The 16,105-nt window shown below is 63.9% G+C and carries 15 protein-coding genes; 11 read left to right on the top strand and 4 right to left on the bottom strand.

Annotation, left to right across the window (positions count from 1 at the left end; all coding sequences use genetic code 11):
• Nucleotides 1-877: WG repeat-containing protein (locus tag Q0176_RS03440; protein ID WP_299299252.1), on the top strand; the 877-nt coding region annotated here is incomplete at its 5' end.
• A gap of 211 nt (nt 878-1,088) precedes the next feature.
• Here Q0176_RS03440 and Q0176_RS03445 read toward each other — a convergent pair.
• Nucleotides 1,089-1,922 (bottom strand): slipin family protein, encoded by an 834-nt coding sequence (locus Q0176_RS03445; RefSeq protein WP_299299254.1) that lies wholly within the window; start codon nt 1,920-1,922, stop codon nt 1,089-1,091.
• Between the two features lie 196 nt (nt 1,923-2,118).
• Between Q0176_RS03445 and Q0176_RS03450 the strand changes: the two genes are divergently transcribed.
• The 10 genes from Q0176_RS03450 (at nt 2,119) to Q0176_RS03495 (ending at nt 13,523) form a co-directional block, all read left to right on the top strand.
• Nucleotides 2,119-3,159 carry a Mur ligase family protein gene (locus Q0176_RS03450; protein WP_299299256.1) on the top strand — a complete coding sequence of 347 codons (1,041 nt, stop codon included), beginning with the start codon at nt 2,119-2,121 and terminating at the stop codon, nt 3,157-3,159.
• Entirely contained in the window at nt 3,156-3,623 is a 468-nt protein-coding gene (locus Q0176_RS03455; RefSeq protein WP_299299258.1) for a poly-gamma-glutamate biosynthesis protein PgsC/CapC, read from the top strand. Before Q0176_RS03450 ends, Q0176_RS03455 begins: the two co-directional genes overlap by 4 nt.
• The gene (gene pgsW / locus Q0176_RS03460) at nt 3,620-4,687 is read left to right on the top strand and encodes a poly-gamma-glutamate system protein (RefSeq protein WP_299299260.1); all 1,068 of its coding nucleotides are present in this window, start codon (nt 3,620-3,622) and stop codon (nt 4,685-4,687) included. Before Q0176_RS03455 ends, pgsW begins: the two co-directional genes overlap by 4 nt.
• 239 nt (nt 4,688-4,926) lie before the next feature.
• Complete coding sequence (locus Q0176_RS03465; protein ID WP_299299262.1) at nt 4,927-6,543, top strand: C69 family dipeptidase; 1,617 nt, start codon at nt 4,927-4,929, stop codon at nt 6,541-6,543.
• 76 nt (nt 6,544-6,619) lie between these two features.
• Nucleotides 6,620-7,180, top strand: coding sequence for a DUF6305 family protein (locus Q0176_RS03470; RefSeq protein ID WP_299299264.1), 561 nt, complete (start codon nt 6,620-6,622; stop codon nt 7,178-7,180).
• A 93-nt stretch (nt 7,181-7,273) separates the two neighbouring features.
• On the top strand, nt 7,274-8,572 hold the full coding sequence (locus Q0176_RS03475; RefSeq protein WP_299299266.1) for a C4-dicarboxylate ABC transporter: 1,299 nt from the start codon (nt 7,274-7,276) through the stop codon (nt 8,570-8,572).
• A gap of 40 nt (nt 8,573-8,612) precedes the next feature.
• Nucleotides 8,613-8,792, top strand: coding sequence for a hypothetical protein (locus Q0176_RS03480; RefSeq protein WP_299299268.1), 180 nt, complete (start codon nt 8,613-8,615; stop codon nt 8,790-8,792).
• 18 nt (nt 8,793-8,810) lie between these two features.
• The gene (locus Q0176_RS03485) at nt 8,811-10,025 is read left to right on the top strand and encodes a succinylglutamate desuccinylase/aspartoacylase family protein (protein ID WP_299299281.1); all 1,215 of its coding nucleotides are present in this window, start codon (nt 8,811-8,813) and stop codon (nt 10,023-10,025) included.
• 84 nt (nt 10,026-10,109) lie between these two features.
• Complete coding sequence (locus tag Q0176_RS03490; protein WP_299299271.1) at nt 10,110-11,759, top strand: C69 family dipeptidase; 1,650 nt, start codon at nt 10,110-10,112, stop codon at nt 11,757-11,759.
• 126 nt (nt 11,760-11,885) lie between these two features.
• Nucleotides 11,886-13,523: a C69 family dipeptidase gene (locus Q0176_RS03495; protein WP_299299273.1), complete on the top strand. Its 1,638-nt coding sequence runs from the start codon at nt 11,886-11,888 to the stop codon at nt 13,521-13,523.
• A gap of 373 nt (nt 13,524-13,896) precedes the next feature.
• Here the strand turns inward: Q0176_RS03495 and Q0176_RS03500 are convergent, their stop codons facing one another.
• From Q0176_RS03500 to Q0176_RS03510, 3 genes are read right to left on the bottom strand one after another with little or no spacing between them, the layout of a single operon-like run.
• A complete protein-coding gene (locus tag Q0176_RS03500) occupies nt 13,897-14,826 on the bottom strand; it encodes an LD-carboxypeptidase (RefSeq protein WP_299299275.1) in 930 nt (309 codons plus the stop codon).
• Nucleotides 14,827-14,845: 19 nt separating this feature from the next.
• Nucleotides 14,846-15,379, bottom strand: a complete 534-nt coding sequence (locus Q0176_RS03505; protein WP_299299277.1) for a spore maturation protein — start codon at nt 15,377-15,379, stop codon at nt 14,846-14,848.
• A gap of 11 nt (nt 15,380-15,390) precedes the next feature.
• On the bottom strand, nt 15,391-16,035 hold the full coding sequence (locus Q0176_RS03510) for a nucleoside recognition domain-containing protein (protein WP_299299279.1): 645 nt from the start codon (nt 16,033-16,035) through the stop codon (nt 15,391-15,393).
• Between the last annotated feature and the right edge of the window lie 70 nt (nt 16,036-16,105).

A 16,105-nucleotide genomic window follows, 5' to 3' on the forward strand; every position in this document is an offset into this window, starting at 1 on the left:
TACCTCTGAATATGACGCTGTAGGTTACTTTTCCAGCGGCTTGGCCGCTGTACGAAAAAACGATAGATACGGTTTTATTGACACGGAAGGAAACCTTGCAATTCCCTTCCAGTACGAGTGGGCCGGAGGCTTTGTCGGGGACCTGGGGGGCGTCGGCAAGGACGGAAAATACGGTTTCATCAACAAAAAAGGCGAGACCGTTGTCGATTTTGTGTTTGATATTCCTTCTTTGGATACAGCCCCTTTTTATCCTCAATATAACTTGCAGGCTGTGAAGACAGGGCAGATGCGAGGCCTTCTCAACGAGCGTGGGGAATGGGTTGCGGAGCCGAAGTACGAGCGCCTGTACTGCGGGGAGGACCCCTTAATCGGTCTTCAAAAGGACGGCAAGGTGGGGTTCGTCAACCTGAGCGGAGACATCGTCATCGACTTTCAGTTCCTGGGGATTCCTGTAGATGGCGATTCGGATTATCTTGGATCGGGAAGCCTTCCCTATTGCTACTGCTTTTCCGAGGGAAGGGCGATTGTCCTGATGCCCCCGAAATGGGGCAGTTCAGATTGGTACTCCGGTTATGGCGTCATCGATACGGAGGGTAAGCTCCTCTTTACGTTCGATGCCAATCCATACGGGTTGTACAGCGAGGGGTATCTGGCTGTGCAAAACCTTAGAAAGAAGAAAGCGGGGTTGTTTGACAAGGAGGGGAACTGGATTCCCCTCCCCGAAGAAGTCTGCTTCCGGTTTCCGGGAGTGACGTCTGAGGTGAAGGGCGGCATTCTCAATGTCACGACGTCAAAGGCGAAGCATATAGGAAATTACAAGACAGACGATTTCAAGGCGGGGTACCTGAAAGTCATTAAAGAAGACGAGAAGAGGTGATTGTTATGGGAAAGAGCAATAAAGAGAAGGAACAGAAATATTTTAGGGCTTGGCTTGAGAATCCAGCCCCGTAAAAGACTCCTCCATTCATTCGACATTTGGTAAAAACAACCGGACCGCAGGTTTGCGGCAGATCTCGCCTTCAGGGATTCGCTGACGGTCCGGCCGTCGATACGCTATTTCATGGTCAGGGGGTCTTCGCTCGGACACATCAGGCGTCGCCGCGCGGCGCTTCCGGGGAGCGCTTCTCCTGGGTGCCGCCGAAGGCCCGTTCGACGAACGGACGCACCAGGTCGATGGGGATGGGGAAGAACGTGGTCGAGCTCTTCTCGGCGCCGATCTCCCGGATGGTCTGGAGGTAGCGGAGCTGCAGGGTCACGGGCGAGACCTCCATCTGCTTGGCGGCCTCGGAGAGCTTCGTGGCGGCCTGGAGCTCGCCCTCGGCGGCGATGATCTTGGCGCGCCGCTCGCGCTCGGCCTCCGCCTGGCGGGCCATGGCGCGCTTCATGCCCTCGGGCAGCTCCAGCTCCTTGACCTCGACGGCGCTCACCTTGATGCCCCACGGGTCGGTGCGCTCGTCGATGATCTTCTGGAGCTCGTGGTTGATCTTCTCGCGGGAGGAGAGCACCTCGTCCAGCTCCACGGACCCGACGACGGAACGCAGCGTGGTCTGGGCCAGCTGGCTGGTGGCCAGAACGTAGTTCTCGACCTCGACGACGGAGTGGGACGGGTCCAGGACCCGGAAGTAGACGACCGCGTTGACCTTGATGGGCACGTTGTCCTTGGTGATGACCTCCTGGACGGGAACGTCCATGGTCAGGATGCGCAGGTCCACGCTTACGGGGCGGTCGATGACCGGGATGAGGAAGACGATGCCGGGCCCGCGGCTGCCGGCCAGCCGTCCGAGCCGGAAGATGACCAACCGCTTGTACTCCGGCACGATCCTGACGGACGAGGACAGGATCAGCAGCACGATGAGCAGAATGCCGATCCAGCTGCCGATGTCCGAGAACAGAGACGCCAATTCGTTCACGTTGATGATCATGAATAACACTCCTTGCCCTTCAAAATGTGTCAAAAGCATAGCATAAAGCCGCTCTCCGCGCCGTCCGTAAAACTCCCCGGCGCCGAAACTTTTTCGAGCCGTTACGGCTCTCTTTTCGAAAACGGAGTACAATGAACGGGTGTTTCGGGGCCGTTCGTGCCCGCGCCTACGGCAATCAGGATGGGGAGGCTGTTCATTGTCCGCGTCGTTCGATCCCAGTTCCGTTCCTTTGCGCGTCCTCGTCACGGGGACGCGGGGCAAGAGCAGTCTCGTTCGCCTGCTGCACGCGGGGCTCCTTGCGTGTGGCCTCAGGTCCTGTGCGCGCATCACGGGGGTCCTCCCGCGCGAACTGTCCCCATCGGGCTGCCGGACGATCCGCCGCGCCGCGCCGGCTCACGTCCGGGAGATGCGCTGGTGGCTCGCGCAGGTCCCGCGGGGCACGGATGCCGTCGTCATGGAGAACAGCGCCGTCGCCCCGGAGCTTCAGGAGGCTGCGGGAGCCTGGCTGCGTCCGACTCTGGTGGTGTGGACGACGCTGCGGTCCGACCATGCGGAGGCCTGGGGGCCGGGCATCGAGGGGGCGGCGCGCGCCCTGACGAAAGGGGTGCCGCGCGGCGTCCCGGTGGCTGGCGGACCGGAGACCGCTCATCCGGGGCTGACGAGCCTTCTGCGTGAGCGCGGCTGTCCGCTGCACATCCTGTCCGGACCGGAAACGCCGGCCTCGCACCGTGAGGCGAACCTGGCTCTCGCGCTCCACGCGCTCTCGCTCTGCGGGATCCCCGCGGAACGGCTCTCCGCCGCGCGGCTGGAGATGGCGGCCCTGTCCCCCGACATCGCGGACTTCCGGGTGCTGGGGGAGGGGGAGGACCTGCTGGCCGCGGCCTTCTCCGCCAACGAGGCGGAGAGCACCGGGCGCCTTTTCGGGGAGACGGGCTGGAACCCTTCGGAGACGACGCTGCTGTACCACCACCGCCCGGACCGTCCCGAGCGGCTGCGCGGCTTCCTGCCTTGGATAGCGTCACGGCCCTGGAGACGGACCGTCTTCACCCGGACGAGGGGCCCTTTCTTCACGCTCCCCTTCGCCCCGTTCGCGCGTCTGAGCTGGGAGGACGGCATCAGGGACGCGACGTCGTTCGAGGCGTGGCGCCGGGGGCGCGGCCGGGTCTTCGCCTGCGGCAACGTCGCCGGGTGGCCGCTGGAGTTTCTGGCCCGATGTGAGGATGTGAGGCTGTCATGAACGAGTTGTTCCTTGTCCCGGCCCCGGCCGCATCCCTGGTCCTCCGGGAGGGGCTCGTCGTCGGGCTCGGAGTCCTGTTCGGGCTGGTCTGGGGCCGGCGGACGGGCTGGGGCTGCGGCGGGTTGATCACGCCGGGGCTGCTGGCCCTTCATGCCGCCTCGCCGCACCGCGTCGGGCTGGCCCTGCTGCTGGGCGTTCTCCTTGCCGCTCCTCTGGGCCTGCTGGCCCGCTTCCTCGGGCTGTACGGGCGCGAGCGGGCGGGGGCCGCCATGCTGCTGGCGCTGGCCGTGCGCCTCGCTTTGGCACCGTTCGTCCCCCCGTCGCTCGGGATCGGTTGGGTCGTTCCGGGGCTCATCGCCGCGGACGCGGAACGGCAGGGTGCGGCGATGACCCTCTGCGGCGCGCTGTCCTGCACCGTCGCGGCGGTGCTTGCTGCAGGCTTGATCCGGGGTGTGACGGGATGAGGCGGTTTTGGCGGCTCGGGACGCTCCTCGGCCCGGGGGCCCCGGCGCGGCTCATGCTCCTGACCGCGGCGCTGTGCGCCCTCTGGGCCGTGCAGAGCGCGCAGAAGACGCCGCTGAGCGCGGAGGAGTCCCGACTTTATCATAAGGTGGAGTTCGCTCAGGCGTTTTTGTGGGACGCGTTGGAGCAGGGGGGGATCTCCCCGGATGTAGGGCCCGACCCGTATCGAAGCGGCTTCATCGGCGTCGAGTGGAGTGTGACGACGACCACGCTCGGCTCCCTGGAGGCCAAGCGATGCGCCACGGACCCCCTGTGGGCCGTCCGGGCCCTGCGCTGGTTCGACGCTCAGGGGCTGAAGGAGGGGGACCGCATCGTGGTCCTGGCCTCGTCGTCCTTTCCGGGGCTGCTCTACTCCGTGCTGGCGGCGGCGGAGGCGCGCGGACTGCGCGTCGGCCTCGCCGTCTCGCTGGGCTCGTCCACCTGGGGGGCCAACCGACCGGAGGCCCCCTGGCCCGTCCTTGCCGGGATACTGCGGCGGGGCGGTTTCCTTGGGCTCGATGCGAAGCCCGCCTTCTACACCCTGGGCGGCGAGGAGGAGAACGGCCTCGGGATGCCGGAGGAGGCCAGGGTGCTGCTGGCGGAGGCGGCCTGCTCGGACGGCGTGGAGCTGTTCCGCAACGCGACGCTGGACGAGGCGATCGACCGCAAGATGCGCCTGATCGACGGGGACGGTTCGGAGGCCCCCGCGAAGCTGGTCGTCAGCGTTGGCGGGGCGGAGGGCAACATCGGGACGGACCCCGCGGCGATGAGCCTCGTGCCGGGGGTGCTCGCGCCGGGGGAAGGGCCTCACGCCGGAAACGGGGTGATCGGCATGGCCCTGAGGGCGGGCCGTCCCGTCCTGTATCTCCTGAACCTGCGCGTCCTGGCGGAGGCGGAGGGGATAGGCTGGGAGGAGCGAAGGCCGGAGTTCGCCGCACGCGGCTCCGCCATGGCGTCGATCCTCGGGTTGGCGCTGTTCGCTCTGGTCATGGCGACGCACCGCCGCTGGACCTGGGAAGGGGAATGACCGAGGACCGTCGAGTGTTCGATTGTTATTTGACAATTTTGACATAACGAGAAAAATTTACGTATTCTTTTTCCTTTGTTCAGCGCTTCCTTGGAGATATGAAGTGTCGGAACAAGGCTGATATAACTGATATAATGAAGGGGATCGGGAGACACGGACGAAGGGCGGTCGGGCCGACCGGTTCCCGGCGGCGATCATTTTCTTTTCCATCGTATGACTCAGAAAAGGAGATCTTTGGCATGTTTCGTTCCAGACGTAGCTTGTTCCGCACGTTTCTGTGTTCGGCGTTGTGTTTGCTGTCGTTTTCCGCTGCACTGGCCTGTACCGACGTGGTGGTAGGCAGGGATGCGTCCGTCGACGGATCCGTCATGACCTGCCATACGGCGGACGGGGCCTACTACGATGCCCAGATCCGCTTCATCCCCGGCCAGAAGTACCCTGCGGGGACCAGCATGGACGTCTACCGCAACATCGTCGGCGAGGAGCCGGGCGGCTGGGTCAAAGTGGGGGAGATCCCCCAAGTCGCTGAGACCTACGGCTACTTCCACGTCGGATACCCCGCGATGAACGAGCACCGCGTCGCCATCGGGGAGACCACGATCGGCCAGAAGGAGATCCTGAAGACCGTGCCCGGCGGCAAGGCGCTCTTGGCCATCGAGCAGCTGGAGGTCCTCGCGCTGCAGCGCGCCAGGACGGCGCGGGAGGCCATTCAGGTCATCGGCGAGCTCTCGCAGAAGTACGGGTTCATGCCCTCCTGCGGCACTGAGGGTGAATGTCTCACCATCACCGACCCGGACGAGGCCTGGATATTCCACGTGTTCAGCACGGGCTTCGGCTGGACGCAGGAGAGCGGCAAGCCGGGTTCCGTGTGGGCAGCCCAGCGTGTGCCGGACGACGAGGTTGTGGTCGTCCCCAACATCGCGCGCATCCGCTTCATCGACCCCAAGGATACGAAGAACTTCATCGTTTCGGACAATTACATGCAGCACGCCATCGACAACAAGCTCTACGATCCCGACAGCGGCCAGCCCTTCGACTTTCAGGCCGCCTACTCCCCCGCTACGGGCAACGACAACTGGGCCCTGAGCTCCCTCTGGATCCGCAACCGCCTCTACACGATCCACAAGGCCCTCGCGCCGAGCCGCGAGTGGGACCCCTACGCGCCCGTCAACGCCTACCCCTTCTCCATCAAGCCGGAGAAGAAGCTTTCCGTCCGCGACATCATGGGTTTCATCCGCAGCTACCACCAGGGTAGCCCCTTCGATATGACGCTGGACCCCGCCTGGATCGTGGAGGGCAAGGATGGCGCTGCGGAGCTCAGCCCGCTGACGACCCCTTTCCCCACCCGCCTGCAGCGCAACTTGCTGAAGATCCCCTACTCCCGAAGCATCGCGACCAACGCCTGTGCCTATAGCTGGGTCTCCCAGATGCGGAAGGACCTGCCGGAGCCGGTGGGCGGCGTGATGTGGTTCGGGTACGACAACCCGGCCCATACCCTCTACGTGCCTGTCTACACCGGAACCCGCGACACGAAGGAGAGCTGGAAGTCCAATTTCGACCGCGACAAGCTGAGTTTGGACTGCGCTCAGTGGGCCTTCATGCTCCAGGACGACGTGGTGAACTGGCGTTACCAGGAGGCCATCAAGGACCTCGAGGCCGTGAGGAACCCCATTGAGGACGACTTCTTCAAGAGACAGGCCGAGGTGGAGAAGCAGGCGGCCGACCTCTATAAGGAGTCCCCGGAGAAGGCGTCGGAGTTTCTGACGAAGTATACCATCGAGTGCATGGACCGCGCCGAGAAGGCCTACTGGGATCTCAACTTCTCCAGTATCGCGAAGTACACGAACAACCGCTAGCGCCCTTTCGGGTGTTTGGGTTCGGTCGTTTTAAATAAATATCCTTGGTTCCACATTTTGAAAGGAGATCTTGTGAATGAATCGTAAGGGTTTGTTTCTGCTGGTCCTGGCCCTCTGCCTGACGTCCGCCTCCGGCTTTGCCGCGGACCTGCCCAAGGTGGAGACTCCGATGATTGCGACGACCTGCGGCCAGAGCCCCGGGGCCATGATGGTCAAAATGTCCTCCATGCAGGCGAAGGTCACCCCGGTCGAGGACAGCAAGACGATCACCGCCGAGGAGCTCGGGGGCAAGGACTGCAAGACGCTCGTCGTGACCACGGGGACGAGCATGAAGGGCATGGGGGCGGCCGGCACCAACGTCGAGAAGGAGATTGCCCGCTGCAAGGCCCTGATCGAGGCGGCGAAGGCGAAGGGTATCCTGGTCATCGGCGCTCACGTCGAGGGCATGGCCCGGCGTACCGACGCCTCCGACGAGGCCACGATCAAGGCGGTCATGCCGCTGGTCGACGTCATCCTGGTGATTCAGGACAGCGACAGCGATGGGTTCTTCACGAACTACGCCAAGGAACTGGGCAAGGAGCTGATTGTCGTCAAGGATGCCCTCGGCATCGGCGCAAAGCTCGCAGAGATGAAGTAGGGAAGCGAAGAGAATCGAGGGGAAGGGGGGCCGAAGGAACCCTGTTCCCCTTTTTCCTGTCCGCCCTTTTTCCTGTTCGGAAGGGAGAACCCGATGTACGATCATGCTTATACCATTCTGGGGATTGTCGTTGCCGTCTTTCTGATCGCGAAGGCGCTGCGGCTGTCCACGGAGCTTTCCATGCTGGCCTCGGCCATCGCCGCCGCCGCCTACCACGGTGCGGTCTGGTCGGGAGAGGTTCCCATACGGCATCTCGTCGAGGGGACCTTCACGTATTTCGACGTCTGTCTGATCTTCATCAGCGCCACATTCTTCATGGCCCTGGTCAAGGAGTCGGGGGGAGTGGCCTTCATCGTCCGGCGCATCGTCGGCGCGTTCCGCACGCAGCGGGTCATCTGCCTTCTGCTGCTGACCCTGGTGATGCTGATCCCCGGCGCCCTGACGGGCTCGGGGGCGACGAGCGTCCTGACGGTCGGCGCCCTGGTCGGCTCCGTGCTGACCGCCATGGGGGTGGACGATACCCGAAAAACCGCGGCGATCTTCATGACCGCCGCCATGAGCGCCGCTGCGCCTCCCATCAACCTTTGGGCCATGATGGCCGCCGCGGGGGCCAACATGCCCTATATCGGCTTCAACGGCCCTCTGGCCGTGCTCTCGATCTCCGGGGCCCTGTTCTCCATGTTCTGGCTGGCCGGGAGGGGCGGCGCCCCCGTGGACGAGAACGTCATGGAGCGCCTTCCCCAGCCGCCCGAGCGCATGAACTGGCTGCGCGTCCTGACTCCGTTCGTGGTCTTCGCCGCGCTTCTGCTGGCGGGGCGCGTCCGGCCCTTCGACTTCCCCATCCTGGGGCTGCCGATGATCTTCATGATCTCCGCGTTCGTCGTCTGGCTGCTCTCCCCGGTGAAGCTCGCCGTGTGGGACATCCTGACCCAGACGGTGCGCAACCTGCTGCCGCTGGTGGGGATCATGGTCGTCGTCGGGGCGCTGATCCAGGTGCTGGCGCTCTCCGGTGCGCGCGGGGTCATCTCGCTCCACGTGGTGATCCTTCCCCTGGAGGTGCTCTTCGCGACGCTCTTCATCATCCTGCCCGTATCGGAGGGCATCCTGCAGTACGCGGTGGCTCCGCTGCTGGGCGTGCCCCTGATCATGCTGTTCAACATGAAGGGCATGGATGTCATCGTCGCCCTCTCCGCGATGTCGGTGCTCTGGCCCATCGGGGACTGCCTGCCCCCGACGGCGGTCGTCGGGCGCGCCTCGGTGATGGAGCTGAACTACAAGGGACGCTATTTCGGCGAGTTCGTCGTGGCCTGCCTCGTGCCCATGGCGTTCGTCGCGATCTGCTGCACGCTGTTCCTGGTCTACAGCAAGCAGCTCGCCTTCCTGACCCTGTAGCCGCAGTTCGCCCGGGGCTTGAATTTGGAGGTTTGAAACGATGAACGACGCTTTGATGATCTTTGTCAACCAGGTGATCAACTATGGCTACTATGCCATGACGCTGCTCTTCGCATGCGCCCTGGCGTGGAACTTCAGGAGGACCCGGAGCGCCCAGGAAGCGGTGCTCTACGCGGTGATCCTCATCCCCTTCGTGCTGCGCTTCCTGCACATCAAGTAGGGGGCCGGGACGATGACGATGGAGAAGAAGTACGACAGGATGGATGAGAAGATGGACGGAAAAGCGGGGGCGGGGACGAACACGATCAAGGTTCTGGCGCTCGTCGTCTGCGCCCTGGCCGCGGGGTGGGGCGCGCTCGAGTTCTACGGGATGCGGAACTACAAGGAGACCGTGGTCCTGGGCCCCGGAGTGACCGAGGTCCAGAAGCTCAGCCGGTACGAGCCCTCCCTGGCCGGGACTGTCAATGACTGCAACATCTACATTCTCGACAGCGGCAAGCCCGGCGGCACCGTGCTGGCGATCGGGGGGACCCACCCCGAGGAGCCGGCCTCGAACCTCTCCGCGCAGGTTCTGGTCGAGAACGCGCGCGTGGAGTCCGGGCGGCTGATCGTCGTGACCCGGGCCAACACCAGCGGGTCGCAGTACTCCCGAAACGGGGAGGCCTACCCCAGCCTCTACGACATCAAAACTCCGTGGGGCAAGAAGACGTGGCGCCTGGGCGACCGCGCCGGGAGCCCCCTGGACTCTTGGCCGGACCCCGAGGTCTACCTGCACTACCCCAGCCGCCAGATGCTGGCCTACATGGACATCCGCAACCTGAACCGGTGCTGGCCGGGGCGTCCCAACGGCCTGCTGGTCGAGCGCACGACCTATGGCCTGGCGCAGATGATCCGCGCCCAGAAGGTCGACGTGGCCATCGACTTCCACGAGGCGGAGCTGGAGTACCCCGTCGAGAACACGATCGTCGCCCACGAGAAGGCCCAGGAGGTCGCGACCATGGCCTCGATGGTCCTGACGGCGCAGGAGTTCGAGGTCCCGATCGGCATGGAGTTCTCCCCCAAGGCGCTGCACGGCCTGTCGCACCGCGAGATCGGCGACCACACGCCCGCGATGTCCCTGCTTTTCGAGGTCGCGGAGCCCATGCTGGACCGCATCCGCGGCATCACCGACCAGAAGCTGCTGCTGGAGGGCAAGGACGAGTTCGTCATGGAGGCGGGCAAGCACGGGCTGCTCTACGCGCCCATGGATGAGAACGGCTGGCACATCGACGTTCGGGTCGGCCGCCATCTCTCGACGTTCCTCCAGTGCGTCGATACCTTTTCGATGATGAATCCGGACAGGGCCGTGGTCGTCACCGATGTGCCACGCTACGCCGAGGTGAAGGAGAAGTCCGTGGGGGCGTTTTTCCATGACCCGTCTCAGGCCCCGGCGGAGCGGGTGGCGTTCGACTGACGCCGTCGGGCGTCGGTCGGTGTGTTTTTTCGTTTTCCCTACCCTGTCTTTTAGGGAAGGGCGTTTGATGAGGGAGGTTTTTTTATGTTCAGCAGGATGAAGAAACTGGTTGTCCGTTGCGGCGCAATAGGGGTCCTGCTCGTCGCCGGGAGCGCCTGGGCCTGCACCACCACCATGGTGGGCAAGAAGGCGTCGGTGGACGGCTCCGCGATGGTGAGCCACACCGTCGACGGGTGGTATGACCACAGGATACGCATCGTCCCGGGCGGAAAGCACAAGAAGGGCGAGATGGTCCCGATCGAGAAGAACATCTGCTACCAGACGATGCCCACGAAGCCCCTGATCAAGATGGGCGAGATCCCGCAGGCCGAGGTCACCTACACCTATTTCCACGTCGGCTATCCCTTCATGAACGAGCATCAGCTCATGATCGGAGAGTCCACGTGGGGAGGCCGGGAGGAGACCTTCTGCGACGCGGGCTGGATGGTGATCGAGCAGCTTCAGGTCCTGGCGCTCCAGAGGACGAAGACGGCCCGCGAGGCCATCAAGCTGATGGGCGAGCTGGCGGAGAAGTACGGCTACGGGGACTCCGGAGAGGCCCTGGCGATCGCGGACCCCGAGGAGGTCTGGCTGTTCGAGATCTGCGGCCCCGGCCCGCTGTGGAAGCCCGGGAGCGACAAGCCGGGCGCCAACTGGGTGGCGCGCCGCATCCCCGACGACTGCATCAGCGTCATCGCCAACCGCGCCCGCATCGGCGAGATCGACTGGGACGACAAGGAGAACTTCATGTACTCCGAGAACGTCAGGGACTTCGCCAAGGAACAGGGTTGGTGGAAGGAGGGCGAGCCGTTCGTCTATCGCCTCGCCTATGACGACCCGGATTCTCAGAGGCACTACCCGATCTGCGGACGCAGGGAGTGGCGCTTCTTCGACCTCTTCGCCCCCTCTCAGAAGCTGAGCCCCACGGCGGGCATCTACCCGCTCTTCGTCAAGCCGGACGAGAAGCTCTCCGTGAAGGACATCATTCGCCTGAACCGGGATTCCTACGAGGGGACGCCCTATGACCTCAGCAAGACCCTGGCCGGCGGCCCGTTCGAGTGCCCGGTCTACTACAGGGCGAACGCGGACCAGCGTCCCGAGGGGCTGAAGTCCGTCTACTGGGAGCGCAACATCTCGGTCTACAGGGCCTCCTACACGTTCGTCTCCCAGTCCCGCAGCTGGCTTCCGGACCCGATCGGCGGCGTCCTCTGGTTCAGCGAGGACATGGCCTCCACGTCGGTGTACATGCCCATCTACTGCGGCGTGACCTCCGTGCCGAAGGCCTATTCCGAGGGCAAGCGGCACGTCTTCGACCGCAGCTCCGCCTGGTGGGCGTTCAACTTCGTCTCGAACTGGGCGAACCTCAAGTACAACTACATGATCAAGGACATCAACGCGGAGCAGAAGCGCATCGAGAACGCGCTGTTCTCGAGCCAGAAGTCCGTCGAGGAGAAGGCCCAGGGGCTCTACAAGCAGTCCCCGAAGAAGGCCGCGGAGTACCTTACGAAGTACTGCTCCGATAACATGGACAAGATCGCCAAGGATTGGTGGAAACTGTCCGAGCGCCTGATCGGGAAGTACTGCGACGGCTACGTCATGACCGAGGAGGGCGACCAGGAGAACGCGGGGCTTCCGGAGTCCTGGCTGAAGGCTGTGAACTACGGAGCGACGTCCAACCCCGACGATCCGAAGTAGGGCCGCAGTCAGGCCGGTCCGGGATGGGCGCCCTGCGGCGAGCGCGGGGACGCGTTGGAACTTGAGCATATTGCGGCCCCGCTTCTGTGAGGCAGCGGGGCCGACATTGAACGGGAGGTAAAATTGATGAGGTCGAGTTGGAGGGTTCTTGTTCTGGGCGCGGTGCTGTGCCTGACGATGGCCGGCGCGGCACTGGCGTGCACGTCGGTGATGGTGGGCAAGAAGGCGACGGCCGACGGGTCCGTGCTGGTGTCCTACACCTGCGACGGCTGGTACGACCATCGGCTGAAGGTCATCCCCGGCGGCAGCCACAAGAAGGGGGAGATGGTCCCCGTCTATCACAACATCTGCTATCAGACCCGCCCGGGCAAGGAACTGAAGAAGGTGGGGGAGATCCCCCAGGTCGAGAAGACCTACACCTACTTCCACGTGGGGTACCCTATCATGAACGAGAAGTCCGTGGTGATGGGCGAGTACACGTGGGGAGGCCGTGAGGAGAACGAGTGCCAGAACGCCATCTTCATGATCGAGCAGCTGCAGGTCCTGGGCCTTCAGCGCGGGGCTACGGCCCGCGAGGTCATCAGGATCATGGGCGAGCTGGCGGAGAAGTACGGCTATGCCGACGGCGGCGAGGCCCTTACGGTCGGCGACAAGGACGAGATCTGGCTGTTCGAGATCACGGGCCCCGGCCCCCTGTGGACGCCGGAGTCTGGCAAGCCCGGCGCGGTCTGGGCCGCGGTGCGCTGCCCGGACGACAGCTACGCGATGGGCTCCAACCGCTCCCGCATCGCGGAGATCGACTTCGACGACAAGGACAACTACATGTATTCCTCCAACGTCAAGTCCTTCGCCGAGGAGCAGGGCTGGTGGAAGGAGGGCGAGCCCTTCGTCTTCCATAAGCTCTACAACCCCGAGCCCTACGGCTCCCCCTACTATCAGCAGCGCCGCGAGTGGCGCGCCTACAACCTGCTGTCCCCCAGCGTGAAGCTGGCGGAGGATGCGGCCGAGCAGTACCCGCTGTTCCAGAAGCCCGACAAGCCGGTTGCCCCCCAGGATCTCATGGTGCTCTGCCGCGACGTCCTGGAGGGGACGCGCTTCGACATGACCAAGGGCATGGCCGCAGGGCCGTTCGGGACCCCCACGCGCTATGCCGTTACCAAGGACATGAAGCCCGAGGACCGCAAGGGCAACGACTGGAACCGTTCCATCAGCCTGTTCCGCTGCTCCTACAGCTTCGTCGGCCAGGTGCGCGATACTCTGCCCGAGCCCCTGGCGGCCGTGGCGTGGTTCGGAGAGGACCAGCCCATCACGACGTGCTACGTGCCCATCTACGCGGGGACGAAGAAGGTCCCCGAGTCCTACAACACCGGCGACCGCATCAAGTTCGACCCCAAGTCCACGTGGTGGGCGTTCAACTTCGTGGGCAACTGGGCGGACCTCAACTTCGCCGCGATGATCGGGGACATCCGCGCCGAGCAGAAGCGCCTCGAGGGCAAGTTCTTCGCGGAGCAGGCCGACTTCGAGAAGAAGGCCGCCGAGCTCTACAAGAAGGATCCCAAGAAGGCGTCCGAGATGATCACGAAGCACGTCGGCGATTACATGACGCAGCTGGACAAGGATTGGTGGGCGCTGGCCTGGAACCTTGTGGGCAAGTACAACGACGGCTACCGGATCACCTCCGATACCCTGGAGCCCCTGGGCTATCCGACGGACTGGCTGAAGGCCGTTGGCTTCGGGGATCAGGACGCCGAGCCGAAGAAATAATTTCAATATCTAAATCGTTCGTATGCTGCGTTGTTTTTGCTCACCTTGCTCGACGTACTTTTCTGTACGCCTGGTGAAGAAACTAAGCGACCCGCTCAACTCGCTACGCTCGTTGGCGGTCTGCTTATCCGCTACGGTTCGCAAAAGCCGCCTTGCCTACAAGTGATTTGGAATTGGAAGAAGCCCCAGGCGGCGGGTAAAGGGCAAGCCAAAACGGGACAGGGGAGAACTTCGGCACCCTGCGCTCTCTTTTTGGTTTGCCCGGCGCCTCAGAGGCCGCCCTAGTGAAAACCTGCGAAAAAAGGCCCCAATCCTTTCCTTCAGTGCAACGGGCCACAGGCATTCGGAGCAGAGGCCGCAGGATTCTCGTCCCTCAGTCCCGGAAGAACCTTATGCTTCCCCTCGCCGCATCGACGCGGCAGCGCATCCCCAGGGGCAGCGTCGCCATCGGAAAATCATGCCCGGTCCGGACCCCCGCAAGGACGGGCTTCCCGAAGCCGGAGAAGAAGTCGCGCATCAGGGCCTTCACGTCGTAGGCCGGCTCCGCCGTGTTCGGGCAATCCGTAAAGTCCCCGATCAGCACGCCCGCCGCCTCCTCGAACTTCCCGGAGAGGCGCAGGTGGTGGAGCATCCGCGCCACGCGGGGGACGGTCTCCCCCACATCCTCGATCAGCAGTATCTTTCCCCGTGTGTCCACCGCGTAGGGCGTCCCCAGGAGCGAGGTCAGCAGCGCCAGGTTGCCCCCGGCGAGACGCCCCTCGGCGACGCCCCCGCAAACTTCCTCGATTGCGCTTCCCTCGGGGTTGCGAAATTCCATCTCGGAGCCGGGCTCCATCGACAGCGCCGCGTCGAGGCTCGCACGCGAGAACGCGTCGAAATCCCGGAGCATGTTCGACTTCACCATGGGACCGTGAAAGGTGATCAGGTCCGCCCTTTGATTGAACAGGACGTGAAAGGGAGTGATGTCGCTGTACCCGACGAAGATCTTGGGGTTGGCCCGAACCGCATCCAGGTCCACATGCTCCAGCACGCGGCAGGCGGAGTTTCCGCCCCGGAGACAGAAGATCGCCTTCACGCCGGGGTCGGCGAAGGCCGCGTTCAGCTCCTCCGCACGCGCCTCCGGTTCCCCGGCCTCATAGCCGTGCAGGGCCGCCGAGACGAGCCCGCTCACGCGCACTCCGTATCCAAGCTCCTCGAAGCAGCGCCGGCACCCCGCGGCATCCTCCGCCGAGATCGGGGACGAGGGCGCCAGGAGGGCGACCGTCCCACCCTCCCGCAGTTTCTCGGGATAGATCATCGTCATCCTCTTTCGCGCTCCCGGCTCAGAACATCAGGTTGGTGATGAAGACGGCGGCCAGCATCCCGGCGAGATCGGCGAGGAGCCCGCAGGGAAGCGCGTGGCGCGTCCTGCGGACGCCGACGGCCCCGAAGTAGACGGCCAGGACGTAGAACGTCGTGTCCGTCGCCCCGGACATGATCGAGGCCATGCGTCCGATCAGGGAATCCGGGCCGTGAACCTTGAACAGCTCGTTCATGATGCCGTTGGCCCCGCCGCCGGAGAGGGGACGCATGATCGCCATGGGCAGGACCTCCGCCGGCATGCCGATCAGCTCCGTCAGGGGCCCCAGCAGCTTCGCGAGATACCCCATGGCCCCGGAGGCGCGGAACACGCCGATCGCGACCAGCATCGCCACGAGGAAGGGGATGATGCGGACGCCCGTGTAGAAACCCTCCTTGGCGCCCTCCGTAAAGGTCTCGTAGACCTTGACCTTTTTAACGACGCCATAGGTACAGATAACCAGGATAATGACGGGAATGGCGTACAGCGAGATCGCATTGACGACATTGACGAACATGTCCTTCCCCCCTACTCGGCGTCCGCCGCAGGATTCGAAAACGCCTCGTCGAAAATTTTGTCCGGCTTGCTCACACGGAAGCGCCGCATCCGGGACATCGTCCTGGCGGCGATCACCGCCACGATCGTGGAGACGAGGGTGGCTACGATCGTGGGGCCGATGATCTCGACGGCATTGGAAGACCCGGCCGCCACCCGATAGGCGATCGTCGTCGCGGGGATCAGCGTCACCGAGGAGGTGTTGATCGCCAGGAACGTACACATGGAGTCCGTCGCGGTGTCCTCGGTGGTGTTGAGCTCCTGAAGGTCCTGCATCGCCCGAATGCCGAAGGGCGTCGCCGCATTTCCCAAGCCGAAGACGTTGGCCGCCAGGTTCATCAGGATGGAGCCCATGGCCGGATGGTCGGGAGGAACGTCCGGGAACAGACGCACCATCAGGGGTTTGAGCATGAGGGCCAGCTTGCGCACCAGGCCGGCGGCCTCCGCGATCTTCATCATGCCGAGCCACAGGGTCATCACCCCGATCAGGCCGATGGAGAGCTCCACTCCCGTGTTGGCGCTGTCGATCGCCGCTTTCGTAATGGCTTCGACGTTGCCGGTCGCGATCCCCACCACGATGCCGATGAACAATAAACCGAACCAGATGATATTGATCATCCCGCCACCTCCTGCATAAAATCTCCGCGGCGCGGCGGACCCGCCGCATGCGGACTCATGAAAGTCATTT

It is taken from the genome of uncultured Fretibacterium sp. (assembly GCF_938040765.1).
Classification (GTDB): Bacteria; Synergistota; Synergistia; order Synergistales; family Aminobacteriaceae; genus CAJPSE01.